The 22,961-nt window shown below is 66.3% G+C and carries 24 protein-coding genes; 10 read left to right on the top strand and 14 right to left on the bottom strand.

All coding sequences use genetic code 11. From position 1 onward, the window contains the following. Positions 1-95 precede the first annotated feature (95 nt). Both BV210_RS11165 and BV210_RS11160 read right to left on the bottom strand, forming a co-directional pair. Positions 96-905, bottom strand: a complete 810-nt coding sequence (locus BV210_RS11165; RefSeq protein ID WP_077206742.1) for an undecaprenyl-diphosphate phosphatase — start codon at positions 903-905, stop codon at positions 96-98. Between the two features lie 220 nt (positions 906-1,125). After that, positions 1,126-2,058, bottom strand: a complete 933-nt coding sequence (locus tag BV210_RS11160; RefSeq protein ID WP_084802619.1) for a ribonucleoside-diphosphate reductase — start codon at positions 2,056-2,058, stop codon at positions 1,126-1,128. 166 nt (positions 2,059-2,224) lie between these two features. Here BV210_RS11160 and BV210_RS11155 point away from each other — a divergent pair, with 166 nt between their 5' ends. Both BV210_RS11155 and BV210_RS19885 read left to right on the top strand, forming a co-directional pair. Then, entirely contained in the window at positions 2,225-2,878 is a 654-nt protein-coding gene (locus BV210_RS11155) for a helix-turn-helix domain-containing protein (protein ID WP_077206741.1), read from the top strand. Positions 2,879-2,910: 32 nt separating this feature from the next. Further along, positions 2,911-3,072 (top strand): hypothetical protein, encoded by a 162-nt coding sequence (locus BV210_RS19885; RefSeq protein WP_157525977.1) that lies wholly within the window; start codon positions 2,911-2,913, stop codon positions 3,070-3,072. 1 nt (position 3,073) lies between these two features. On the opposite strand, the gene BV210_RS11150 is transcribed toward BV210_RS19885, so the two are convergent. After that, positions 3,074-4,621, bottom strand: a complete 1,548-nt coding sequence (locus BV210_RS11150; RefSeq protein ID WP_077206740.1) for an aldehyde dehydrogenase — start codon at positions 4,619-4,621, stop codon at positions 3,074-3,076. A 262-nt stretch (positions 4,622-4,883) separates the two neighbouring features. Between BV210_RS11150 and BV210_RS11145 the strand changes: the two genes are divergently transcribed. After that, positions 4,884-5,750, top strand: a complete 867-nt coding sequence (locus BV210_RS11145) for a triacylglycerol lipase (protein WP_077206739.1) — start codon at positions 4,884-4,886, stop codon at positions 5,748-5,750. A gap of 49 nt (positions 5,751-5,799) precedes the next feature. Further along, the gene (locus BV210_RS11140) at positions 5,800-7,107 is read left to right on the top strand and encodes a tRNA pseudouridine(54/55) synthase Pus10 (RefSeq protein ID WP_077206738.1); all 1,308 of its coding nucleotides are present in this window, start codon (positions 5,800-5,802) and stop codon (positions 7,105-7,107) included. Positions 7,108-7,417: 310 nt separating this feature from the next. Here BV210_RS11140 and BV210_RS19880 read toward each other — a convergent pair whose 3' ends face one another. Then, the gene (locus BV210_RS19880; protein WP_157525975.1) at positions 7,418-7,570 is read right to left on the bottom strand and encodes a hypothetical protein; all 153 of its coding nucleotides are present in this window, start codon (positions 7,568-7,570) and stop codon (positions 7,418-7,420) included. 160 nt (positions 7,571-7,730) lie between these two features. Here BV210_RS19880 and BV210_RS19875 point away from each other — a divergent pair, with 160 nt between their 5' ends. Then, a complete protein-coding gene (locus BV210_RS19875; RefSeq protein ID WP_157525973.1) occupies positions 7,731-7,904 on the top strand; it encodes a hypothetical protein in 174 nt (57 codons plus the stop codon). A 42-nt stretch (positions 7,905-7,946) separates the two neighbouring features. After that, positions 7,947-8,588: a ribonuclease HII gene (rnhB, locus tag BV210_RS11130; protein ID WP_077206736.1), complete on the top strand. Its 642-nt coding sequence runs from the start codon at positions 7,947-7,949 to the stop codon at positions 8,586-8,588. Between the two features lie 186 nt (positions 8,589-8,774). Here the strand turns inward: rnhB and BV210_RS11125 are convergent, their stop codons facing one another. The 5 genes from BV210_RS11125 to BV210_RS11105 form a co-directional block, all read right to left on the bottom strand. Further along, complete coding sequence (locus tag BV210_RS11125; protein WP_077206735.1) at positions 8,775-10,421, bottom strand: preprotein translocase subunit SecD; 1,647 nt, start codon at positions 10,419-10,421, stop codon at positions 8,775-8,777. 13 nt (positions 10,422-10,434) lie between these two features. Then, the gene (gene secF, locus BV210_RS11120; protein WP_305794031.1) at positions 10,435-11,310 is read right to left on the bottom strand and encodes a protein translocase subunit SecF; all 876 of its coding nucleotides are present in this window, start codon (positions 11,308-11,310) and stop codon (positions 10,435-10,437) included. A gap of 140 nt (positions 11,311-11,450) precedes the next feature. Continuing rightward, entirely contained in the window at positions 11,451-13,193 is a 1,743-nt protein-coding gene (locus BV210_RS11115) for a histidine kinase N-terminal 7TM domain-containing protein (protein WP_084802618.1), read from the bottom strand. Between the two features lie 141 nt (positions 13,194-13,334). Beyond that, entirely contained in the window at positions 13,335-13,793 is a 459-nt protein-coding gene (locus BV210_RS11110) for a DUF5812 family protein (RefSeq protein ID WP_077206733.1), read from the bottom strand. Positions 13,794-13,867: 74 nt separating this feature from the next. Then, positions 13,868-14,437: a hypothetical protein gene (locus BV210_RS11105; protein WP_077206732.1), complete on the bottom strand. Its 570-nt coding sequence runs from the start codon at positions 14,435-14,437 to the stop codon at positions 13,868-13,870. 103 nt (positions 14,438-14,540) lie between these two features. Here BV210_RS11105 and BV210_RS11100 point away from each other — a divergent pair, with 103 nt between their 5' ends. From BV210_RS11100 to BV210_RS11090, 3 genes are all read left to right on the top strand, one after another. Further along, positions 14,541-15,860 carry a glucose-6-phosphate isomerase gene (locus BV210_RS11100; RefSeq protein WP_077206731.1) on the top strand — a complete coding sequence of 440 codons (1,320 nt, stop codon included), beginning with the start codon at positions 14,541-14,543 and terminating at the stop codon, positions 15,858-15,860. A gap of 52 nt (positions 15,861-15,912) precedes the next feature. After that, positions 15,913-17,070: a CPBP family intramembrane glutamic endopeptidase gene (locus tag BV210_RS11095; RefSeq protein WP_077206730.1), complete on the top strand. Its 1,158-nt coding sequence runs from the start codon at positions 15,913-15,915 to the stop codon at positions 17,068-17,070. A 178-nt stretch (positions 17,071-17,248) separates the two neighbouring features. Beyond that, a complete protein-coding gene (locus BV210_RS11090; protein WP_077206729.1) occupies positions 17,249-17,401 on the top strand; it encodes a CopG family transcriptional regulator in 153 nt (50 codons plus the stop codon). Here the strand turns inward: BV210_RS11090 and BV210_RS11085 are convergent. Continuing rightward, positions 17,398-17,856, bottom strand: a complete 459-nt coding sequence (locus BV210_RS11085; RefSeq protein WP_077206728.1) for an NOB1 family endonuclease — start codon at positions 17,854-17,856, stop codon at positions 17,398-17,400. The two genes, BV210_RS11090 and BV210_RS11085, sit on opposite strands and share 4 nt — an antisense overlap. A 15-nt stretch (positions 17,857-17,871) precedes the next feature. Next, on the bottom strand, positions 17,872-18,111 hold the full coding sequence (locus BV210_RS11080; protein WP_077206727.1) for a PRC-barrel domain-containing protein: 240 nt from the start codon (positions 18,109-18,111) through the stop codon (positions 17,872-17,874). 198 nt (positions 18,112-18,309) lie between these two features. On the opposite strand from BV210_RS11080, the gene infB reads away from it, so the two are divergent. Next, positions 18,310-20,124 (top strand): translation initiation factor IF-2, encoded by a 1,815-nt coding sequence (gene infB, locus BV210_RS11075; RefSeq protein ID WP_077206726.1) that lies wholly within the window; start codon positions 18,310-18,312, stop codon positions 20,122-20,124. Here the strand turns inward: infB and BV210_RS11070 are convergent, their stop codons facing one another. Genes BV210_RS11070 through BV210_RS11060 form a run of 3 tightly spaced genes read right to left on the bottom strand, consistent with a single transcriptional unit; the run spans position 20,125 to position 22,764 of the window. Further along, positions 20,125-20,349, bottom strand: a complete 225-nt coding sequence (locus tag BV210_RS11070; protein WP_077206725.1) for a hypothetical protein — start codon at positions 20,347-20,349, stop codon at positions 20,125-20,127. Further along, positions 20,349-21,350 carry a cytochrome d ubiquinol oxidase subunit II gene (cydB, locus tag BV210_RS11065; protein WP_077206724.1) on the bottom strand — a complete coding sequence of 334 codons (1,002 nt, stop codon included), beginning with the start codon at positions 21,348-21,350 and terminating at the stop codon, positions 20,349-20,351. Before cydB ends, BV210_RS11070 begins: the two co-directional genes overlap by 1 nt. After that, positions 21,343-22,764, bottom strand: coding sequence for a cytochrome ubiquinol oxidase subunit I (locus BV210_RS11060; protein WP_077206723.1), 1,422 nt, complete (start codon positions 22,762-22,764; stop codon positions 21,343-21,345). Before BV210_RS11060 ends, cydB begins: the two co-directional genes overlap by 8 nt. Positions 22,765-22,961: the final 197 nt, after the last annotated feature.

Genomic DNA, 22,961 nt, shown 5'->3' with positions numbered 1-22,961 from the left:
CCGATACATGTGACCGGTCGAACTCGTCGATACCTACCCCGCTCTGAAAGATAAACGTTGTCGGGTCGTTCTCAGAGATTGTACGCGACCGGCGTTCAGACCAACAGGAGGCCACCGCCGACGAGCGCCAGCGTGCCGAACCCCACGCAGACCCCCCAGAAGGCGACCCGGCGGACCAGCGCCACCAGCGCCCCCACCGTGAGATAGCCCACGACGGCGCTCACCGCGAGCGCGGTCACCGCCGCAGTCGGAGAGATTCCGAGCCCGTCGAACGTCAGGAGTCCCGCGCCGAGCGACGCCGGGATGGCCAGCAGGAAGGAGAGCCGCAGCGAGTCGACGCCGTCGTGACCCCGCAGGAGGAGGGCGCTGACCGTCGTCCCCGATCGGGAGACGCCGGGGAGGATCGCTAGCCCCTGCAGGCCGCCGACTGCCAGCGCGTCGAACAGGTCGGGGTCGGTCCGGCGGTCGATTCCACCGCGGGATTCAGCGACCTTCTGGACGATACCCGTCACGATCAACAGCGCGCCGATCAGCGCCACGAACGCGCCGCCGGCCAGTTCCGACACGAGGGCTTCGAGTGCCGTGTAGGCCGCCAGCCCGACGACCATCGAGGACAGCGTCGCGACGATCAGGAAGGATACGTCGGCAGTCCCCTCGCCGAACGGGTCGTCGGCCGAGAGGTCGGGGAGCGTCCGCAACACGCCGTCGATCTCGCCGTGGTAGTAGACCGTCGCCGCCAGTGCCGTGCCGGCGTGGAGAAAGAGCGCGTAGCCGACCGCCGCCTCCGGGTCGGCGTTGCCGAGCAGGTTCAAGACGAGGGCGACCGTCCCCTCGCTGGAGACCGGCAACCACTCCAGCGCGCCCTGCACGGCCCCGACGATTACGGCGAGCAACTGCTCGTCCATACAGCGGGGCCGGCGGGACACGGGAAATATGGTTCGGTACTCGATCCGAGAACGATCGACCCACCGGTCGGGAGTGTGTGGGAACGAGAGTGAGCGGTCCCGAAGTGGGGGTTCGGGACCCGTGGAGGATCGTCGGGAGTGGGAACGGGCGTGGTGTCGGGAGCGTGTAGTTGGGGGAGTTCGCGGTTGGGAATTCGTGGTCGGGGGATCCGGTTTCGGTTCAGTCCGCAGCGGCCGCGCTCTCGTCCATGTCGACGAGTTCGTGGACGTCAGGGACTTCGGCGTCAGCGTCGGTGATGATCTCGATTCTGCGGGTGAGTTTGTCGCGGGAGTACGCGACGAGCGGCCCCGGGTTCAGGCTCTCGGTGAGGTCGCTGAACGTGCCCGCGACGTGGGGCATCAGGCTCTGGAGCGTCTCCTGCACCACGTCCTCGCTGACCTCGCCGGACTGGACGTAGCCCCGGACCTTGTTCATCCCGAAACCGACGTGGCGACCCTCGTCCGAGCGGATCTTGGCGATACCCTCGACCAGGCCCTCGGAGTTGGGGAAGTCCTCGTCTGTGACCTCGTCTGAGCCCTGGTCGGAGAAGGCCGACTGGAAGCCGTAGTAGCCGGTCTGGGCGAGTACCGACTCGACGACCAGATGGTAATGACAGTACGCCCGGACCCGGTTCTCGGGCGTGTCGTCGGTCAGCAGGCGCTCCATCGCTTCTTCGGTCTTGTCGAACAGCGCGATGTAGTCGTCGTTGAAGTACCGCTGGTCGGTCGGGTTGGTGACCTCGTAGCCCAGCTCCTCGGCGACGGGGTTGATGACCTCCCGCCAGTGCCGGTCGAAAAACTGGGTGTGCTTGGCCTCCTCGTAGATCTGGCTGGAGAGGAACATCTGGTCGTCGATGTCTTCGAGCACCATTCCCAGCGGCATCAGGTCCTCCGTGACGGCCTCCTCGCCCGCGCCGAAGCGGGCGATGGCGGTCCGGAGTTCGTCGAATTCGGCCTCAGTCGGCCCGTAGTCGATCATCTTCTCTTTGTCTGCTTCCAGCCCCTCGATCTCGTAGGGATCCCAGTGCCGGTAGACGGCGTTTTTGAAGTACCCCTGGGCGAACGAGTCCGGGTCGAGTCGCATCTCGCGGCTGTCGTCCTCTACCTGTGTCATCGTACACCCAACTGTTCGACACGAGTTCCCTATCCGTGGTGCAAATCATCAGTGGGTCATTTATAAGACCCCAATAGAACGGGTCCGGATGTGGTGAGAGGTGGGCTGGAACTCGCCGGCCGAGGCAACCGTCGCACCCATATGGGATCGGCCGTTAGCGAGTGTCATGCGTTACGTGGAGATGGTGTTGCGGCCGGACCGGGAGGGCTTTCACCCGGCCGAGCAGGCGATCGTGGACGATCCGGAGCTCCAGCGGGTCGCGATCCACCACCTCAACCAGCTCGACGACGGGACTATCGTCTTTCTCTACGAGTCCCGGGGCCCGCTCGACCGCGCCCGGGAGCTGATGGACGACCACGAGGACGTGCTGGAGTACAGCGTCTCCCGCGAGGGCTCGAAACTCCACTCCTACATCCACTTCCGACCGAACGAACTGGTCGACGCCCTCTTTCGGGCGATGCAGGAGTACAGCATCGTCGTCGATACCCCCGTGGAGTGCCTCTCAGATGGCGGCATCCGGATCACCGGCATGGGCGATCAGGAGACGATCACCGAAGCGCTCGCGGTCGTCCCCGACAGCGTCGACGTGGAACTGGAGGCGATGCGGGAGTACCACCCCGACGACCGCCAGCTGTTTTCCATGCTCACCGACCGCCAGCAGGAAATTTTACTTACGGCGGCCGAGTTGGGCTACTACGACGTGCCCCGCGAGGCCACCTACGAGGACATCGCCGCCGAACTGGATCTGGCCCCCGTGACGGTCGGCGAACACCTCCGGAAGATCGAGTCGCGGGTGCTCACCGAGATTCTGCCGGGGTAACGCTCTTTTCGCCGGAGCGAGGATTCGAACACATGAAACGGTCGTCGCTGCTGGACCTGACGGGGACACTCTCGGCGGAGGAGGCCGAGAGGTTCCGGGACGTACTGGATACGATCGATTCCGACGCGAAGGCCGACATTGAGGAAATAGTCGACTCTCACTCGGTCGAAGACACCGACCGTTCGGAGGCCTGACTTACATATCCGGCAGGCCGCCGAAGTTCATCGTCACCGACTTCTGCTGGGTGTAGTCCTCGAGCGTCGACTCGTCGAGTTCGCGGCCGATGCCCGATTGTTTGTACCCGCCGTAGGGACTGGGCTCGAACATATCGTTGTAGGTGTTGACCCAGACCGTCCCGGCTTCCAGATCGTCTGCGGCCTGTTTCGCGCTCTCCAGATCGGTCGTCCAGACGCCCGACGCAAGCCCGTAGATAGTGTCGTTGGCCTCGGCCATCATCTCGTCGTAATCGGACCACTCCAGGACGCTCAGGACGGGGCCGAACACTTCCTCACAGGCGATGGTGTCTCCGTTGTCGATGCCCGTGAGGATCGTCGGCTTGTAGAAGGGTGCGCCGTCGAGGTCGGCGTCGGCGGGCTGTTCGCCGCCGTACGCGAGTTCGGCACCCTCCTCCAGCGCCGTGTCGACGTAGGAACGCACGTCTTCGAGGTGGTCGTGGTCGATGAGCGGGCCCACGTCGGTCCGCGGATCGAGCGGGTCGCCGACCTGGAGGTCGTCGGTCGCCTCGACGAACGCTTCGAGGAACTCGTCGTAGATGTCCTCGTGGAGGAACATGCGCGAGCCCATCGTACACTGCTGACCGACGTTGAACCACGAGGCGATGATGGAGCCCTGAACGGCCTTCTCGATGTCCGCGTCGGGGAAGACGATGTTCGGGCTCTTGCCACCGAGTTCCAGCGACACGGGGGTGATGTTCTCGGCGGCGTTCTGCATCGTGTACTGACCGGCCGCGGTCGAGCCAGTCAGCGCTACCTTGCCGACGCCGGCGTGACCGGTGAGGGCGTTGCCCACTTCGCTGCCCGCGCCGGTGACGACGTTGACGGCCCCGTTGGGGAGGACCTCCTGGATCGTACGGGCCATCTCCAGCGTCGAGAGGGAGGCCCGCGAAGAGGGTTTGAACACGACGGCGTTGCCCGCGGCCAGTGCGGGGGCCATCTTCCAGGCGACGAACATCGCCGGGAAGTTCCAGGCACTGATCAGTCCGACGACGCCGTACGGTTCCTTCTGGGTGTAGGTCAGCCGGTCGGGGCTGGCCGGGGGTCGCCGTCCCTCGTCGGCGGTACGTGCGAGGCTGGCGAAGTAGCGGAACTGCTCGATGGCCACTTCGAGGTCGACGAACATCGAGTGCTGGTTGGCCTTCCCCACCTCCAGCGAATCGAGGCGGGCGATCTCCGAGCGGCGATCTTCCAGCCGATCCGCGACCTCCAGCAGCTTGTTCGAGCGCTGCTGGGGCGACATCACCGACCACTTCTCGAAGCCCTCCTGTGCGGCTTCGACGGCCCGATCCACGTCCGCGGCCGTACCCTTCTGGAAGCGGGCCAGTCGCTGGCCGGTCGTGGCGTCGACCGACTCGGCCGTCTCGCCGCTCTCGGACTCGACCCACTCGCCACCGACGAGCAGCCCGTACTCCTCGTCACGTACCGCCTCGCTGGCGACCTGCTCGTGTTTCTCGGCGACCGACTCCCCCACGTCCACCTGATCAGAATCGAAGTACTCGCGCTGCATCCTTTCCGTCGTTCACCGGACCCACAAAAACGTGTACCGCCTCAATGGTACGCCATTTTAAGACGGCGCACAGACCACGCCGGTATCCGGTCCCGTCGCAGTCGTCGCCCGGACGATTTTCGAATGGTAATCTCTCGTCGACTTCCACCCGACATACGGTAATCGCTGCCCCTCTTCGATTACCAGTCAGACGTTTGTTTCGCCGTTCGAATTCCGTTGTAAGGAGACAGATATATATGTGAAACGTTCACACTACTCAGGTATGTCCGTCGACAGGGGGTCGGGTCGGTCACGGCCCGTCCTCCAGCAGTTGACTTCGAACCTCGCCGGACTGCGGCGATGTCGTCGCAACGGGGGATGCCGGGTCGACTGCCGACACGAACGCAGCGCCGACGATCGACTGCCGTGGACCACCACCGGGTACGGGGGCTGGGGCGGCCACGAGCACCACGACACCGGGTCCGACAGCGCCGAGACACCGGTCGTGTTCGTCCACGGGAACCAGCGCGACGCCTGCGACTGGGACGACCACGCCGAGTTCTTCCTGAACCGCGCCTACTCGGGCGAGGACCTCTGGGCCATCACCTTCGAGGCGGGGAGCCCGAGCCACGCGAGCATGGCCGACCAGCTCGACCATTTCGTCGAGAACGTCCGGGACCACACCGGAAGCGATCGGGTGAATATCGTCGCCCACAGTCTGGGCGTGACCGGCGCGCGGTACTGGCTCCACCGCGAGGATCGCTACGACTGGGTCGACACCTGTGTGTTCATGGCCGGCGCGAACCACGGCACGGTCCTCAGCTCCTACGCCGCCACCGCCGGCCTCACCGGCGGCACCTACAAGATGAGTGACTTCCTCCGGCGGGACTACGACACCGTCGACGGCCACCCGCTCGCGGAGCTCAACGAGAACGAGACGCCGGGCGATATCGACTACTACACCCTCCGCGGGACCGACGACCCGCTGTTCTGGAACTGCGAGGACAGCCCCGCGCTGGCGGGTGCGGAGAACGTCCTCCTGCGGACCGACCACGACGGCGTCCGGGCGAGCCTCACCAGCACGGAACTCACCTACGAGTGGCTCACCGGCGAGAAGCCGTACAACCTGCAGACGACGCTGCGGTCCTGAGGCGCGTCGAAAGGAAAGGGAATTAGGCGCGCCCCGCCTCCGCCCGACAATGACAGTGCTCGAGACCGCCCGTCGGGCCCTCGATTCGGGCCCGCTCTGTGACGCCTGCCTCGGGCGGCTGGTGGCCGACCGGAGCTTCGGACTGACGAACCGCGAGCGCGGCCGGTCGCTGCGGGTCGCCGTCGCCCTCGACGACGACGACCCGGTCGGCGACCTCGAACCGGACGACCCATGCTGGGTCTGTGAAGACGAGAGCGACCGCTACGAGGAGTGGGCCGACCGCGCCGCCCACGCGCTCGCCCCCTACGAGTTCGCCACCTACCAGACCGGGACCAAGGTCCCGCCCCTGCTAGAGGAGAACGACCGCCTCCTCCGGGAAGAGGTGGGTCTCGACCCCGACACCGGCGAACAGCTCAAGGCCGAACTCAACCGGGAAGTGGGCAAGCGACTGGGCGCGAAGACCGACGCCGAGGTCGACTTCGAGCGCCCAGACGTGCTCGTCCTGCTCGACCTGGCGACCGACGAACTCGACGTGCAGGTCAACTCCGCGTTCGTCTACGGTCGCTACCGCAAACTGGAGCGGGACATCCCCCAGACGAAGTGGCCCTGCAACGACTGCGGCGGGACCGGCCTGAAACGGGGCGACACCTGTGACGGCTGTGGCGGGTCGGGCTTTCGCTACGACGAGAGCGTCGAGCAACTGACCGCCCCGGTGGTGCTGGACGCGATGGACGGCGAGGAGGCCGTCTTCCACGGCGCGGGTCGTGAGGACGTGGACGCACTGATGCTCGAGTCGGGCCGCCCGTTCGTCATCGAGATCAAGGAGCCACACACCCGTGACGTGGACCCAGCGGAACTGGAGACCGAGATCGCCGAGTTCGCCGACGGCAAGGTCGAGGTCGAGGGCCTGCGGCTGGCCACCCACGACATGGTCGAGCGCGTCAAGGAACTCGACGCGAACAAGACCTACCGGATGGACGTGGCACTGGACGACCCGGTGAGCGAGGACGCCTTCGAGGCAGCCCTCGACCAACTCGACGGCGCGACCATCTACCAGGACACGCCCCAGCGCGTCACCCACCGCCGCGCCGACGTGACCCGGACCCGCGAGGTGTACGACATCGACGGCGAACTGACCGGCGAGACCGAGGCCGAACTCGAAGTCGAGGGCGAGGGCGGACTCTACGTCAAGGAACTCGTCAGCAGCGACGAGGGCCGCACCGAACCCAGCCTCGCCGGCCTGCTGGATACCGGCGCGGTCGTCACCGCACTGGACGTAATCGACGTGGAAGGCGAGGAGGAACCGTTCGCCCGCGAGGAGTTCTTCCGACACGGCGAGACCGACGACGAAGCGTGATCGCCGGCTCGTCGGCGGTCGCCCCGACGGCACGTGGACACCACCCGGACCGTCGCCAGCAGGCGCGGTATCCCGCTGGTTTCCTCACTATCACCAACGGATAATCTTGCCCGTTTTCGCAGTAGGCAATGGGTTTTATTGAGTAAACAACTGTGTTCTCGACTGCATGGCACCGAGTGCTTGTTATCCGAACCGTGCAGAAAATGTTAACTCAGTTCTAGAAATCCTCGCCAACGACCTCCGGCGCGAAATTATTTACTATTTTGAGTGTATTTCTGAAACAGATATCGTGTCAGTATCTACGGTCCTGTCACACCTCGACGACGAAACCTCCGGCCACGACGCGAACCAGCTCGACATCCAGCTCGTTCATACCCATCTCCCCAAACTCGACAGGCGTGGCTGGATCGATTACGACGCACAGAGAGGCTCCATCCGATATCACGGACACGACTCCGCTCACAGGCACCTCTCCGACCTGTGTGCGATGTTCGAATGACGGAGTGACCCGTTTCGACTGAGGCCCCTCACCAGCGATCGAATGTAGTGCAGTCACCGCTCGGACTGTATCGACACAACGGTTTTCCGTCCCCAGCCCCTCGTTTTTCGTGAGGTGTACTACCATGTGCCACGGGATCGATAACCACGTCGACTGGCGCGAGAAACTCCGTGAGGCCGAGCAGGAGGACGAGGAACCGCCGGAGGTCGACATCGCCGAACCCGAGATCGGCGAGCACGAGATAGCGGAGCCGGAACTCGACGAGCCCGAACTCGGCCGGACCGAACTCGACGATTGAGGAACCCCCTGCTTTTTGCGCCCGTCACCCGACGCCTGAGCCATGCAGTTCGGCGTCGACGAGGCCGGCAAGGGGCCCGTGCTGGGGTCGATGTTCGCCGCGGCCGTGCGGGCCGACCCCGCCGCCGTCCCCGAGGGTATCGACGACTCGAAGAACCTCGCGCCGGCCCGCCGCGAAGATCTGGCCGACCGGCTGCGCGCCGACGACCGGATCTGCGTCGCTGTCGCGGAGATCCCGCCCGAGCGCATCGACGACCCGGAGACCGATATGAACACGCTGACCGTCGCGGCACAGGCCGAGGCACTCGACGGCGTTGCGCGTGACGGCGACGCCGGCGTGGTCGACGCCGGCGATACGGACGCCGACCGCTTCGGCCGCCGCGTCGCCGACCGACTGGGGGTCGACGTGTCGATCACGGCCGAACACGGGGCCGACGAGGCCGACCCGCTGGTCGGGGCCGCGAGCGTCCTCGCGAAGGTCGCCCGGGACGCACACGTCGCGGCCCTCGCCGCCGAGTACGATCACGAGATCGGCAGCGGCTACCCGAGCGATCCCACGACCAGAACCTTCCTCCGGGAGTACGTGGCCGACACCGGCGATCTCCCGGCGTGTGCGCGGCGGTCGTGGTCGACGAGTCAGGACGTACTGGCGGCCGCCCAACAGTCGGCGCTCTCTGAGTTCTGAGCGATAGCGGTCACTCGGCGGTTGGGGAACGAGAGGAGAGGGGGAATGGGTGGGTAGAAAACGGGGGTGGGAATGGTGTTGGGGGGACGTCGCAGTGTGGGGTGACTGCACCTAAATCTACGAGCTATACCACTACAAAAGTACAGGAGCGTTTTCAGATCGCGAAAATACCGGGATAGAGAGGGGTTACTGTTCGGTGTAGCGTTCCCGCTCTTCCTCGGAGAGCATCAGGTTCCGGAGGATGTCACCGTAGGCCGGACGGGTGACCAGCACGCCCAGCAGGACGCCGACGATGGTGACGATGGCGAACCCGGTGAGGTCGCCCAGCGACAGCACCGTAAGCGGACTCATCGCGATGATGGTGGTGGCAGCGGCGGCACCGATGACCCAGAACGCCTTCTTGAAGCGGCTCTGGAACACCTTGCCGGTGGCTACTTTCCCCTCCTGTAAGATCTCGTCGGCGATGATGATCAGGTCGTCCACCCCCGTCCCGATCACGGCGATGAACCCGGCGATGTGCGAGAGATCGAGCGCCAGCCCGATGGCCGAGGCGAACCCGAGCAGCAGGAACACCTCGGCGGCGGCCGTCGCCAGCATCGGTACGGCGACCCGCGGACTCCCGTACCGGATGAACACGACCACGCTGACCGCGAGATACGCGACGAGTCCCGCGAGCAGCGAGAACAGCTTGAACCGCTCGGCGACCGAGGGCAAGAGCGTGTAAGTGGTGCCCGCGGTGAAGTTCATCTCCGTCGGGATCGAACCAGCACGGAGGTTGACGGCGAGTTGCTGGGCCTCGCTGATGTTCGTGGTCGTCATCACGAACGAGGGGTCGTTGGCGAAGTCGCCGTTGTTCATCGTGTTGGCGAGGTCCTGTCCCATCGAGGCGGCGTAGACGACACGGTCGTTCTGGACCGTGTACAGACAGTAGCCGGACGCGTTGTCCGGGTTCTGATCCGCGTTGGGCGGACAGCTACCGATCCCCTCGGCGGTGAATCCGAACTCCTGCAGCCGCTCTGAGTACCGCTCCGCCGAGCCGTCCTGCCGGATCGACACCGGCACGTGGGGCTGGCTGATCCCGCCCTGGGGATCGGCCTGCTGGGCCGACCCGATGTTCGTGAAGTCGCTGTTGTTCAAAAGCGGCGTCTGGCGGTAGACCGTCGACCCGTTCTCCTGGACGGGGTAGTGGGCCACGATCTGGACGCGACCGGTCCCGGAGATCAGGTCCCTGACCTCCCCTTCGTCGGCGTTGGGCACCTCGACGACGACGAAGTACTCGTCACCGGCGGCGGCGGTCTTGACGTTCCCGCCGGAGATACCGCCCTCGTTGATCTTGTCGGAGAGGACGTTGACGACCGTCTCTCTGGTCTGTGCCGTGACACCGCTCCTGATCTGATCCTCTGACACGTCGAACCCGTTGTTCTGGAGCGCCGTGGCGAACTCCGATTGCGTGACGTTCCGGGAGAACACCTCGATGGTGCCGCCACCCTGGGCCTGTGCCTGTTGCTGGCCCTGGGACTGTCCACCGCCGGCACTCAACCGCACCTGACTCGGTTCGAGATCGAGGTCGTTCGCGATCGCCCGGCGGTTCTCGGCCATGTTCGTGTCCTGTGTGAACTCGATCTCCTCGGCGGTCATGCCGACCAGCGGCGCGCGGATCTGTGTCCCACCGGACAGTTGCAGCCCGTAGTCGAGGTTGACCGGTCTGGCGTCGCCGCCGTCACCGCCACCGATGCCGGCCTGCGCGGCCACGAAGGGGCCGAACAGGATCACGGCGCTGGCGAGCGTGAACAGGACGAGCAGGACGATCCGCCAGTTCTCTCGGACGTTCATCGATCTCCCTCCGTCATCGTGTGACCCCCTCGTACTTGTACCAGCGAAGCAGGCTGAGGTTCAACATGTAGGTGTTCATCAGGTCAGCCGACAGCCCCAGCACGAGGACGAGCCCGATCTGGGGCAAGAGCGGAATCGCGAGCAGGAACGCCGCGGCGGACATCACGGCCATCGCGGCGATCGAGGTCAGCGTCATCGTCACCCCGGTCCGCATCGCCCGATAGGCCGATTCGTAGAAGTCACCGCGGCGTCGCAGAATGTGGTTGTTCAACAGCACGTCGGAGTCGACGCTGTAACCGATCAGCATCAGCAGTGCCGCGATCGTCCCCAGCGTGAGCTTGAGCCCGAGGACGTTCATCAGGGCGAGCGGGATCACGATGTCGGAAAACGCCGAGATGACGATCGCGATCGACGGGACGAACGACCGGAACAGCACGAAGATCAGCAGACTCATCCCGAGGAAGGCGACCGCGAGCCCCATCAGCGTGAGTTGCACCGAGTCGGACCCGAAGCTGGCCGAGGTTTCACTGAACGAGGAGATTTCGTACCCCTGACTATCGATCGCCTGCCGGACACCCTCGGTCTGCTGGGTCGTGACGATGTACTCCTGAGTTCCCCCACTGACCTGCACGGGCTGAATCGTCGGATCGAGCCCACTCAGACTCTGCTCGACCTCGCTCTGGGAGGCACTGGTCTGTATCTGTACCTCGGTCCCGCCGGTGAACTCGATCCCGAGTGCCACCGGTGACCCGGTCATCACGTACCAGGCGGCCAGGATCGCCAGCGCGACTGCGAGGACGGCGAGCGGCACCGCCGCGAGTTGTCTGTTCGTGTACCGCGTGTAGTCGACGTCGGGGAACCGGTCCGGGAGGTCGGTCATGGCGCTCATCCGGACCATCCCCCGTTTCCGACTCCCGGTACCTCGAACTCCACCATACGCCACCGTGTGCAACAACATCGAATAAGCCTTCTTATCTCATCTGTCGTCTCACCGGTTCCCCGGACAGGGAGCACCGTCGCGTGCGGCGTTCAGTCCGCATCGACCGGCGGCCGGCCCGTCGCGGTGTGGACGGTCGGCCCCTGCCGCGGGATCGAGATGGTGACGACGCTCCCGGACACGTCCTCGTCCCGGCCGAAGGCCACGCGGTCGCGGAACTCGATCTCGCCGCCGAGTATCGTCACGCCCCAGTTGACCAGCCAGAGGCCGAGGCCGCTCCCGTGTTCCAGCGGCGTCTCGGTCCCCTTGACCAGCACTTCCCGTTCCTGCTGTGGGATGCCCGGGCCGTCGTCGGCCACGGCGATTTCGACGTTGCCGCTGTCGTCCGTATCGACCCGGACCCAGACGTGCGGTCGCTGTGAGTCGTTGTGGACGACTGCGTTCTCCAGTACGTTCTCCAGGACCGATTCGAGGATGCCGGTCGAGTCGATCTCCAGTTCGTCGGGCAGGTCCGACTCGATCTCGGCGGCGGGATACTCGTGCCGGAGCGTGTCGAGTTGCCGGGTCAAAAGCGAAGGCAGATCGATCGGCTGGGGATCGTTGTGCCGGCGGGACATGATCCGCTCTATCTCGCGTGCCTTGGTACCGGTCTCGCTCAGGTCCCGTGCGACCGAGCGGATGCGATCGGCCAGCTCCGAGTCCTCCCCGTCGAGCCGCTCTTCGAGCTGTGTCGCGCAGACGTCGATGACGTTCATATCGTTGCGGAAGTTGTGCCGGAGCACCCGGTTGAGAACCTGCAACTGCTGGCGGCGGTTGGTCCGGTCGGTGATGTCCCGCAGGACGAGGACGCGACCCAGCCGACGGCCGTGCTGGTCGCTGAGCTTCGAGACCTTCACCTCGTACTCGAAGGGGCCGCGCGCCGACCAGACGACGGTGCCCTCGCCGACAGGCAACTCGAACTCCGGATCGTCGAAGACGGCCCGGACCGGGCGGCCGACGACATCGGGTGTCGACAGATCGAACTGGTCCTGGGCGATCGGGTTCACGTCGACGATCACGTCGTCCTCGTCGACGACGATGACGCCGTCGCGCATGTTCCGGACGACGGCGGTCCGGCCGATCTGGCGGGTCGCGGGGACCCGGTCCAGCAGGTCCGACCGGTAGAAGGCGTAGCCGTAGGTGATGCCGCTGATCGTGAACATGTACGGCGTCAGGTCGAGGCCGGAGATCGGACCGACGGCACCCATCACGGTGGCGACGTTGGCGAAAAGCGGCGCACAGACGCCGAGGGTGAGCGCCACGCCCTGGTCGACGAACAGGTGGTCGGCGGTGAACACCAGTCGCATGACGAGGACGATGCCGGCCAGTACGAGCGCGTACGCGTAGGCGGTGAACGCCCAGAATACCGGCTCGAAGCCCTGGATCCCGACGGCGACCCCCTGAGTGTACACCATCCGGACCTCGGACCAGACGAGTTCGTGCAGCGGGTTCGTCCAGGCCAGCGCGAGCATGGCGATCCCGGGCAGCGCGATGGCCGCGACCGTCCGGCGCGTGACGCGGTCGCCGTGGCCGGTGTACTGCAGCGCGAACAGCACCCACGCCACCGGGACGCCGATCCGTCCGATCCAGGCCAGTCGCTCGAAGGCGAGCCAGGTCGCCCTGTCCGATGCCGCGAGCGCGAGCGCGGCGCCGCCGGCCCACAGTACGATCGAACACAGGAGCAGACGCAGGGCTCTGACTCCCGGCCCGCTGCAGCGTCGCCACGTCTCGATCAGGAACGCTACCGCGAGCACCACGGGCACGCAGAGCGCTAGCGCGTACGGTGAGAGAGACACGTTACTCGACTACCCCCTCGCCCCCACTACGGGCTCAGTTACCACTGTTAGATCCACCTGCATAAGAATAGAGCCGGCAGATTCCGGCGATATTTAAGCTCCGTCCCGGTCCGACGGGCGAGCGACCGCCCGCGTTAGCGGTCAGGGGAGATAGCGCACGCTCAGTGCCTGTCCGTCGGCCCGGACCTCGACGCGCTCGACGCCCAGTCGTGCCGCCCGCGCCAGCGTCTCCTCGTCGTCGAGCACGTCCGCGGCCGCGTCGTCGACTTCCCCCTCGGGGACGGTGATGACGTGGAGTTCGCCCTCGCCGGCGCGTTCCTGCCGTGTGATCTCCCCGACGGGCTGATCGCCGGCGATCTCTCTGGCCTGCTTGGTCGGCGGTTCCGGGCTCCGCTCGACGGGAATCGTCCGCTGGTCGGTGATCTCGACGACTTGCCAGGCGACCTCCATCGGCGGTTCGGGTTCGATGCTGGCGGTCAGGACCTCCCCCACCTCGACACCGGGGTTGGTGGTTAGGGTGTGGACCTGACTGTCGGTCACGTCCTGCAGGACCGCGGACTCCTCGTCGGCGGCCGTGACGAGAAACGTGGCGTCTTTCATAGGCGCTGGTTGTGGCTCGCGGGGTTTCCGCGTTTCGAGTTCTCAGCGCCAGAACACAGGCCTGGTTGACGAGTTTATCTCGTCAATCGGTGGGCCACGTAGATTGCGGCCGCGCCGATCACCGGCGGTACCAGCCCAGCGAGGGCAGGCAGGGCGTAGAAGAGTTCGACGACGGGCGCGTACACACCGGAGACGGGCTGTTGCTGTTCCGGCGGCGTCGATATCAGCAATGCCAGATACAGCGTCAGCACGAACAGGTAGCCGGCAGACGCGATGGCGGCGTCGTAGCGGGCGTTCGATCCGACCTGTCGGTGTCGCCGTGCGACCGAGAGGACCGGGGCCAGCAGCGGGAAGACGACGAGCAACCCGACGAAGATGAAGAAGGCCCGGGAGAACGAGAACACGCCGCCGGCGGTACCGGTCGTGCTGGCGATGACGCCGATCAGGCCGAACGTGAACAGGAGCGCGATCAGGAGTGCTAGCAGACCGCCGATGGCGGCGTAGGATTTGAACAACAGCGAGTCGCTCCGGCGGAAGGCGTAGGGGTAGGCCCCGAAGAGGCCGCCGTACGATTTCTCGTCGGTGGGCGGGCCTGGTTCGCCGTCGTCGGCTCCCGCGGACGCGTCTGCGGCCTCGCTGGTCATCGCCACAGGATACGTAGCGGGTGCCGAAAAGCCACGCGATTCCCGCCGGCGATCGGCCGGAGAGAACAGTAGCGTTTTGCGCGCCCGGCGTGCACGGACGCCCATGAGAGTCGACATCGGCAACGCGCTCGCGGCCGAGGCCGATCCGGGGATCGGCCGCGACGCGCTGGAGCGACTCGACGAGGACGTGGCACGGGCACACGAACGCATCGCGGCGGGCCGGGAAGACCGCGAATTCGGCTACGCCGCCCTGAACCTGCCCGAGCGGACCGACGCCGCCGAGATCGAGGCGGCCGTCGAACCGCTGACCGACGCCGAGGCCATCCTGACCGTGGGGATCGGCGGGAGCGCGCTCGGCGCGGCGACCATCTCGGAGGCTCTGGGGGGCCTCGACAGTGAGGGCGAGTCGGCCGACGCCCCGCCGCTGTACGTGCTGGACAACGTCGATCCCGCCGCAGTCCGGGAGGTTCTCCAGGAGGTCCCGCTCGACCGCACCGCGGTCAACGTCGTCTCCCGGTCGGGCACCACCGCCGAGACCCTCTCTAACTTCCTCGTCGTGCGCGACGCGATGGAGCAGGCGGGCGTCGACTGGACCGAGCGGACGGTGGTCACCACGGGCGAGGAGGGGCCGCTCCGCGAACTGGCCGACCGCCACGACATGCCCGCGCTGGACGTGCCGACGGGCGTCCCGGGTCGCTTCTCGGCGCTCTCTGCGGTCGGGCTGGTGCCCGCGGCGATCCAGGGCCACGACATCGAAGGCCTGCTCGCGGGCGGCCAGCGAGCCGCCGACTCGCTTTCGGGGTCGCTGTTCGACACGCCGGCCTACGCCTACGGTGCAGTGAGCTACGCGCTGTCCCAGCGCGGGGCCGACATCAACGCCGTCGTCCCCTACGCCGAGCGCCTGGAGTTCTTCGCGGAGTGGTTCGCCCAGCTGTGGGCCGAGAGCCTGGGGAAGGACGGACTGGGACAGACGCCCGCGCGGGCGCTCGGCGCGACCGACCAGCACTCCCAGCTCCAGCTTTACCGCGCCGGCCCGCGGGACAAGGTCGTGACCATGCTCCGCCCGCGCGAGTACGCCGACCGGGAGATTCCCGAGACCGACATCGAGGGGCTGTCCTACCTCGGGGGGTCGACGCTGGGCGACCTGCTGGGCGCGGAGTTCGAGGCGACCGAGGCGAGCCTCGCGGCCGCCGACCGTCCCTCGGTGCGGGTCGAGATCGATCGGCTGGACGCCGAGTGCGTCGGCGAGTTGCTGTACGCCATGGAGGCGGCCTGCGTGCTGTACGGCGAACTGGCGAACGTCTCGACGTTCGACCAGCCGGCCGTCGAGTGGGGCAAGCGGGCGGCCCGCGGACTGCTCGGCGGCGGCGAGTTCGAGGAGGCCGAGGCGGTCGCGGACAAGACCGAACTGATCGTCGAGTGAGCGGGTACCCGAAGCACAGCCCATAAATCGCCCGCCGCCGTGGTGGGAGCCAATGGCAGCAGTAGATGCAGTCGACGGTCGCGGGCCGACGACCGCGGCACCGACGACGGGGCTGGTGCTGGCCGGGATCGCGCTGGCGGCGAGCGGCCTCCCGTGGACCGGCGGGACGCCGATCGTCGCGGTGCCGGGCATCGACGGGAGCGTCGTCGGTGTCGTCCTCGCGGCCGGCGCGGCGCTCGCCTTCGGCCTGCGCCGGCACGGGGTCGTCGACCGTCGGCTCGGCGCACCCGTCGCCGGCCTGCTCTCGCTCGCGCTGTTCTCCTACGCGCTCTACCAGTTGATGCGTCCGGCCATCGGAACCGACGCCGTCCCCGAGGTGGGGATCGGGCTCCCCGTCGCGGCGCTCGCGGGGCTGGGTGCGGCCGCCGTCGCCGTCGCCGACTACGACGCCATCGCCGACGACGCCTTCTGGGAGAAAGTCAAGGGCGTCGGGGTCGCCATCGCGCTCGCCGGCGGGGCGTTCGTGGGGCTGTACGTCGCCCAGCTCGTCGCCGTCGTGCCGCTGTCGCTCGGCCGGCTCGCCGGCCTCCAGTTCGACCTGCAGTCCCCGCCGGCTCTGGCCGTCGTGACGGCCTTTAGCTACCTCGGGACCGTCGGGTTCGTCGTGCTGTATCTCGAGGGGCGTGACCTCCCGTGGTCGTACGTCGACGTGTCGGTCCCGACGGGCAGAGACCTGCTCGCCACCGTGGGCGGGCTGTTCGTCCTCCTGCTCCTGCTCGGGGGAATCACGACGCTCGTCCAGCAACTCGGACTTCCCTCCTCTGACTCCCAGATCCAGCAACAGGCCATGGAGAACCCGCCGCTGGCGCTGTACTTCGTCGCGCTCTCCTTCCTCGTCATCGCACCCGTCGAGGAACTGGCCTACCGCAACGTGGTCCAGAAGTACCTCTACGAGCACTTCACCGGGCGGTCGGCCGTGGTGCTGGCCGCGGCGGTGTTCGGGGCCGTCCACTTCAGCCAGTACCAGTCCGCCAACCCACTGGCCACACTGACCACGCTCGTCGTAATCTTCGTCCTCTCCCTGCTGCTCGGCTACGTCTACTACCGCACCGAGAACCTCGTCGTCCCCATCCTCGTCCACGGCGCGTTCAACGGCCTGCAGTTCCTCGCTGTTTACCTGCAGGCGACCGGGCAAATCCCGACGGCCTGAGCCCGCGCGGTTCGCGACGTCGCCGACCCCCGTCCGACTGCCGTGTGACCAGTTCCCATTCCCGCAAGAGCCCGCGCCGCCTCGTAGTTTCCACGCCGACAGCAGGGAAATGTCGTCACCCGGCGTGAGACGGGTGTCTGACGGGTGTTTATCCGTTCTCGGGTGGATATTCGGGGGTATGTCGACCCGTTTCACCGTGGTCTGTGACGACGATCTCGCCAGCGAGGTCGAGTCGCTGGCCCGGGAGTACGACCTCACGGAGGAGGAAGTACTCACACAGTTGATCGACCTCGGGTTGGAGGAGACCCGCCGGACCCGCAACCGCCTCTAGGCGGGGTTCTTTCGGGAGAGGTCGCTCCCGCAGACGGGACAGCGGTCGTGATCCTCGTCGAACTCGCGACCACAGCCGCTACACTGGAACAGCCAGTCCCGTTGCTCGGAGATTCCTTCGCGAGCGATGACCTCGACGGCCACGTCGAGTTTCTCCGCGACGTTTTGCATCGCGTAGTCGTCGGTGACGAGGGTCCCGTCGAGTTCGAAGGCCGCGGCAACCAGCCGGATATCCGTCCGGGAGAGTTCGTCGAAGTCACCGGTCTCGCGGGCGGCCCGCTCGATCCGCTCGACGGTCTCCTCTTCGGGGATGTGGATGTGCATCCCCGAGCCTTCCATCGCGTCGAACCGATAGGAACTCTCGCCTTCCAGTTCCTCCCGAACCATCGGGATCGACGCCTTGGTCTCCTGAGTGTGGTACTCGTTTATAAACGCCGACGAGTCGAGAACGTACATCGAAAAAGAGTGCGATTATCGGTCGACGATCATGTGGTCTTTGACGGCCTGGACGCGGGGGACCGGAACCAGCAGGCGGCCGCGTTCGTCGGTGGGGAACTCGGACTCGCGGAGCATCTCGTCGGGTTCGACGACGAGGCTCTCCAGTCGGCCCGATTTGGCGTCCATCGTGATGTTGTACAGCATTCCCAGTTCCTTGCCGTCGGAACCCATGACGGCCTTCCCCGAGAGGTTCTCCGCCAGTATCTCTGCCATACACGGGGTAGTGTATTCCACTTACATAAACCACACGGGGCGTGTGACGCGGGTCTGACGGTGCGCAAGCGGGGAGTCGTCCTGAACGACCGGCGTGCGAGCGGGTCCCGGCGCGACGCCGTGTCGGGGTCCAAATAGAGAAAGTTAAATGGGCCGCGGGGTTGGTATCGCGTACGGATTCTCGAGGGTGATGTGCCAATGTCTGACTCTACAGAAGCCGACGCCGACGCCGACGGGGAGGCCACGCTCCGGACCCCCATCGTCGCGGTGCTCGGCCACGTCGACCACGGAAAGACCACGCTGCTGGACAAGATTCGCGGCTCCGCGGTGAGCGAGGGTGAAGCCGGCGCGATCACCCAGCACATCGGCGCGACGGCCGTGCCGCTCTCGACCATCTCGGAGATGGCCGGCGAGCTCGTCGACCCCACCGACTTCGACCTGCCCGGGCTGCTGTACATCGACACGCCCGGCCACCACTCGTTCTCGACGCTGCGCTCCCGGGGCGGGGCCCTGGCCGACATCGCCGTCCTCGTCGTCGACGTGAACGACGGCTTCCAGCCCCAGACCGAGGAGGCCGTCGACATCCTCAAGCGGACCCAGACCCCCTTCATCGTCGCCGCCAACAAGGTCGACACGGTCCCCGGCTGGAACCCAACGGAGGGCGTCCCGATCCAGGAGAGCATGGAACAGCAGTCCGAGCGCGTCCAGAGTGACCTGAACGAACGTCTCTACGGAATCATCGGCGAACTCTCCGACCACGATTTCGCCGCCGACATGTACTGGCGCGTCCAGAACTTCCAGAACAACGTCGGCGTCGTCCCCGTCTCCGCGATGACCGGCGAGGGCGTCCCCGACCTCCTCACCGTTCTGATGGGCCTCTCCCAGCGGTACATGAAAGACGAGATGCAGATCGACGTGGCGGGCCCCGGTGCCGGTACGGTCCTGGAGGTCAAGGAAGCCCAGGGGTTCGGGACGACCGTCGACGCCGTGCTGTACGACGGCACCATCCGCGAGGACGACGAACTCGTCGTCGGCGGCCTCGAAGCCCCGATCACCACCGACGTGCGCGCGTTGCTCCAGCCGAAACCTCTCGAAGAGATCCGCACCGATCAGGCCTTCGAGAAGGTGCCCGAGGTATCGGCCGCGGCAGGGGTCAAGATCGCCGCACCCGACCTGGACGACGCGATGGCCGGCGCGCCGATCCGGGTCGTCCGGGATCGGGACCGCGGAGAAGTCATCGCCGAGGTGGAGCAGGAACTGGCCGAGATCGAGGTCACCACCGAGGAACAGGGCGTCGTCGTCAAGGCCGACACCCTCGGGAGCCTCGAAGCGATCGCCTCCACTCTCGACGAGGTGGACATCCCCATCGTCCGCGCGGAAGTCGGCGACGTGGCCCCCCGCGACATCCGGGTCGCCGAGACCGCCGAGGAGGAGAAACACGAGGTCCTGCTCGCCTTCTCGGTCGACGTGCTCGACGACGCCAAACGGCTCGCCGAACAGGAGGGCGTCCGCATCTTCGAGCACGACGTGATCTATCGCCTCGTCGAGGAGTACGAGGAGTACGTCGAGGAGATGGAACGGGCCCAGCAGACCCAGGTGATGGAGAACATCACCCGGCCCGCCCGCTTCCAGATCCTGCAGGACCACACCTTCCGGCAGAACGACCCCGCCGTCGTCGGCGTCGAGGTGCTGTCGGGCACCGTCAAGCGCAACTCCAACGTCGCGAAGTTCGAGGACGGCGAGTTCAAACGCGTCGGCCAGCTCAAGTCCATCCAGGACGCCGGCGAGGACATCGACGAGGCCCGCATGGGCGATCAGGTCGCCGTCTCCATCGACGGTCCGACTGTGGGCCGCGGCATCGAGGAAGGCGACGAACTCTGGATCTACCTCCCCGAAAAGCACGCCAAGATCCTCGAACAGGAACTGGTAGAGGAGATTCCCGGCGACGAACGCGAGGCGCTCAACCAGTATCTCGAGAAACAGCGCAACCGCGACCCCTTCTGGGGCAAGTAGTCAGTCGCGGTCGTCGGTCCCGCCCTCGTCGCTCGCCATTCTCGCCGTCAGTAGCGCGTCGACGTTGTAGAAGAGGATACCCACCGAGACAAGCGTCGTCAGCAGGTAGACGATGAAGCCGGGTGGGCCACCGAGGGTCGTCCCGACGGCGGCCCCGGCGGTCCCGGCCAGCGTCAGTTCGAGCCAGGTGACCAGCACTCTGGACCCGAGTTTCGCGTCGGGCATCAGTAGGACTCCTCCGCTTCGATCTGGCCGCTGAACGCCGAGTACAGCACCGCGAAGTAGACGAAGATCAGCGGGAGCAGGACGGCCGCGCCGACGGTCATGAGATTCAGCGGGAGCGTCGAGACGATGGCCTCCGAGACGGTGGCTCCCGAGGCCCGGTCGACGTAAGGGTAGGTCAGCCGCGCGACGACGCCGACCAGCGCGAACACCATGCCCGCGGCCGCCGCAAACGCCGCGTAGTAGCGATCCCGCACCGTCGCCAGCGCGTACCCGCCCGCCAGCACGAGCGTCAGGCCAACGAGCGCGAGCGCGACCGGCGAGAGCATCGCGGATCGAACCACAGGGACGGTCGCGTAGCTCGTCCCCAGCGCGGCCACCACCAGCACGAGGTAGCCAGCCAGCGCGTAGAGGCTGTCCCGTCGCAGGTCGGCCCGCAGGTCACCGCGGGTCTTGAGCCGGAGGAACGCCGCACCGTCGACGACCGTGAGCGCGACGACCGCGAGGCCGACGACGATGCCCGCCAGGGTGAGCGTCCCGCTCGCGCCGAGCACCCAGTTGGCGACGAACAGTCCCAGCAGGAACGGCGCGGCGAGGCTGCCGACGACGAACGACCGGCCCCACCACCGCTGCCAGGTCTCGTCGTGGCGTTGCTCGTACATCTCCGGGGCCAGTCCACGGAGGATCAGGGCCCCGAGGATCCCGAACATCAGCAGGTAGTGCCGGCTGAAGAGGTCGGCGTAGACCGAGGGGAAGGCGGCGAACAGCGCCCCGCCGAAGACGACCAGCCACACCTCGTTGCCGTCCCAGAACGGCCCGATAGCCGCGATCAGTTGCTCGCGCTCCGCGTCGTCCTCGCGGGTGGCAAAGAGCGCCCCGACGCCGAAGTCGAACCCGTCCAGGAACAGGAAGGTCCCCAGGATGAAGAATAGCAACCCGAACCACAGCTCCGCGAGTGGCAGGCCAAAGAGCGGCTCGGTGGCCAACAACAACGGCTCAGTCATCGCCAGTCACCCCCTCCGCTGGCGGTTCCGCAGGCTCGGCGACACGCAACTCGTCGCCGGTCGGTGGCCCACCCCGGATGATCCGGACGAGGACGTAGGTGTACAGCGCGAGCAGTCCGAGATAGACCAGGGCGAACCCGGCCAGTGTCGCGGTGGCCTCGGCTCCCGTCAGCCCGGGCGAGACCCCCTCCGTTGTCTCGAGGACGCCCTGGATCACCCACGGCTGGCGGCCGACCTCGGTGACGACCCACCCGAGTTCGACCGCGACGATGCCCAAAAGCGTCGAGAGCATCAGCGACTTGTGGAGCAGGTCGTCCTCCAGCAGTTCGCCCCGCCACCAGCGGTAGACGCCCCAGAATCCCAGCAGAACGAACCAGAACCCCAGCGCGACCATCAGCCGGAACGACCAGAATACGATCGCGACGGGCGGGGCCTCCCCGTACTCGTTCAGGCCGACGATGGTGGCCTGTGGATCACCCCCGCTGGCCAGCCACGAGGCTCCTCCGGGGATGCCGATGCCGAAGATGTCCTTGGCCTTCGGGTCGGTCAGGTCCGCCAGACTCGTCGGGAAGGCGACGATGTACTCGGGGACGTACGAATCGGTCTCCCAGACGGCCTCCATGGCGGCGAACTTCTGGGGCTGGGTCTCGTAGACGTGGCGAGCGTAGAGGTCGCCGTGGATCGCCTGCAGCGGCGCGGTGATCACCAGCGCCACCAGCGCGATCTTCAGCGTCGTCTCCCAGAAGTCGACGTTCTCGATGGGGTATTCCCAGACGTGGTGACGGAAGACGAAGTAGGCCCCGAGCCCGGCCATGAACAGCGCGACCGACAGCACGGCCGCGTTCTGCATGTGGACGAACATGTACGGGAATCGGGGGTTGAGGTAGGCCGCCATCGGATCGGTCAGTGTGACGATCTCGCGGCCACCCTTCTCGACCAGTTCGAAGCCCCGCGGGGTCTGCATCCAGGAGTTGGCGATCAGGATCCACACCGCGGACAGCCACGTGCCGAGGCCGACGGCGACCGCCGAGACGAAGTAGAGCCTGTCACCGACTCGCTCCCGTCCGAACACGAATATCCCGAGGAAGGTGGCTTCGAGCATGAACGCCATCATTCCCTCCAGGGCCAGTGGACCGCCGAACAGCTCCCCGGCCACCGTCGAGAACGCCGCGAAGTTCGTCCCGAACTCGAACTCGAGGACGATCCCCGTCACGGTGCCGACGACGAACGAGATGGCGAAGATCTTCGTCCAGAACCGCCGGAGTTGCTCGTACACTGGCTTCCCGCCGCGGATCTCCTTCCAGGTGAAGTAGACGAGGAAGGGCGCGAGGCCCATGCTCATCACCGGGAAGATGATGTGGACGATCGTCGTGAGTGCGAACTGGAGTCGGCTGGCGATGACTGGATCGAGCATGACTGAGAGCGTGGCTGTCGAGCGATGCTACGGTACCGGACACCCTATCACGTTCTCGCGTTCCCGGTCCCCTGCAACGCCCGAACATATTTTGGTCGTCCAGGCCCAAGCTTACGCGGTCGTTAACCGCCGGGCCAGTCGCGACCAGTCCGCCCAGTAGTAATAATATTTAATTAGCGGGAGGTGGACAGTGTCGG

Origin of the sequence: Halorientalis sp. IM1011 (assembly GCF_001989615.1) — an archaeon.
GTDB lineage: Archaea > Halobacteriota > Halobacteria > Halobacteriales > Haloarculaceae > Halorientalis.
The sequence above is the reverse complement of the archived record's forward strand: the minus strand, read 5'-3'. Positions and strand labels throughout refer to the sequence as shown.

What these genes read in the sequence shown, in the direction of transcription:
- BV210_RS11165 (WP_077206742.1), bottom strand. Translation starts at nt 905, where the DNA reads ATGGACGAGCAGTTGCTCGCCGTAATCGTCGGGGCCGTGCAGGGCGCG.
- BV210_RS11160 (WP_084802619.1), bottom strand. Translation starts at nt 2,058, where the DNA reads ATGACACAGGTAGAGGACGACAGCCGCGAGATGCGACTCGACCCGGAC.
- BV210_RS11155 (WP_077206741.1), top strand. Translation starts at nt 2,225, where the DNA reads ATGCGTTACGTGGAGATGGTGTTGCGGCCGGACCGGGAGGGCTTTCAC.
- BV210_RS19885 (WP_157525977.1), top strand. Translation starts at nt 2,911, where the DNA reads ATGAAACGGTCGTCGCTGCTGGACCTGACGGGGACACTCTCGGCGGAG.
- BV210_RS11150 (WP_077206740.1), bottom strand. Translation starts at nt 4,621, where the DNA reads ATGCAGCGCGAGTACTTCGATTCTGATCAGGTGGACGTGGGGGAGTCG.
- BV210_RS11145 (WP_077206739.1), top strand. Translation starts at nt 4,884, where the DNA reads ATGTCCGTCGACAGGGGGTCGGGTCGGTCACGGCCCGTCCTCCAGCAG.
- BV210_RS11140 (WP_077206738.1), top strand. Translation starts at nt 5,800, where the DNA reads ATGACAGTGCTCGAGACCGCCCGTCGGGCCCTCGATTCGGGCCCGCTC.
- BV210_RS19875 (WP_157525973.1), top strand. Translation starts at nt 7,731, where the DNA reads ATGTGCCACGGGATCGATAACCACGTCGACTGGCGCGAGAAACTCCGT.
- rnhB (WP_077206736.1), top strand. Translation starts at nt 7,947, where the DNA reads ATGCAGTTCGGCGTCGACGAGGCCGGCAAGGGGCCCGTGCTGGGGTCG.
- BV210_RS11125 (WP_077206735.1), bottom strand. Translation starts at nt 10,421, where the DNA reads ATGAACGTCCGAGAGAACTGGCGGATCGTCCTGCTCGTCCTGTTCACG.
- secF (WP_305794031.1), bottom strand. Translation starts at nt 11,310, where the DNA reads ATGAGCGCCATGACCGACCTCCCGGACCGGTTCCCCGACGTCGACTAC.
- BV210_RS11110 (WP_077206733.1), bottom strand. Translation starts at nt 13,793, where the DNA reads ATGAAAGACGCCACGTTTCTCGTCACGGCCGCCGACGAGGAGTCCGCG.
- BV210_RS11105 (WP_077206732.1), bottom strand. Translation starts at nt 14,437, where the DNA reads ATGACCAGCGAGGCCGCAGACGCGTCCGCGGGAGCCGACGACGGCGAA.
- BV210_RS11100 (WP_077206731.1), top strand. Translation starts at nt 14,541, where the DNA reads ATGAGAGTCGACATCGGCAACGCGCTCGCGGCCGAGGCCGATCCGGGG.
- BV210_RS11095 (WP_077206730.1), top strand. Translation starts at nt 15,913, where the DNA reads ATGGCAGCAGTAGATGCAGTCGACGGTCGCGGGCCGACGACCGCGGCA.
- BV210_RS11090 (WP_077206729.1), top strand. Translation starts at nt 17,249, where the DNA reads ATGTCGACCCGTTTCACCGTGGTCTGTGACGACGATCTCGCCAGCGAG.
- BV210_RS11085 (WP_077206728.1), bottom strand. Translation starts at nt 17,856, where the DNA reads ATGTACGTTCTCGACTCGTCGGCGTTTATAAACGAGTACCACACTCAG.
- BV210_RS11080 (WP_077206727.1), bottom strand. Translation starts at nt 18,111, where the DNA reads ATGGCAGAGATACTGGCGGAGAACCTCTCGGGGAAGGCCGTCATGGGT.
- infB (WP_077206726.1), top strand. Translation starts at nt 18,310, where the DNA reads ATGTCTGACTCTACAGAAGCCGACGCCGACGCCGACGGGGAGGCCACG.
- BV210_RS11070 (WP_077206725.1), bottom strand. Translation starts at nt 20,349, where the DNA reads ATGCCCGACGCGAAACTCGGGTCCAGAGTGCTGGTCACCTGGCTCGAA.
- cydB (WP_077206724.1), bottom strand. Translation starts at nt 21,350, where the DNA reads ATGACTGAGCCGTTGTTGTTGGCCACCGAGCCGCTCTTTGGCCTGCCA.
- BV210_RS11060 (WP_077206723.1), bottom strand. Translation starts at nt 22,764, where the DNA reads ATGCTCGATCCAGTCATCGCCAGCCGACTCCAGTTCGCACTCACGACG.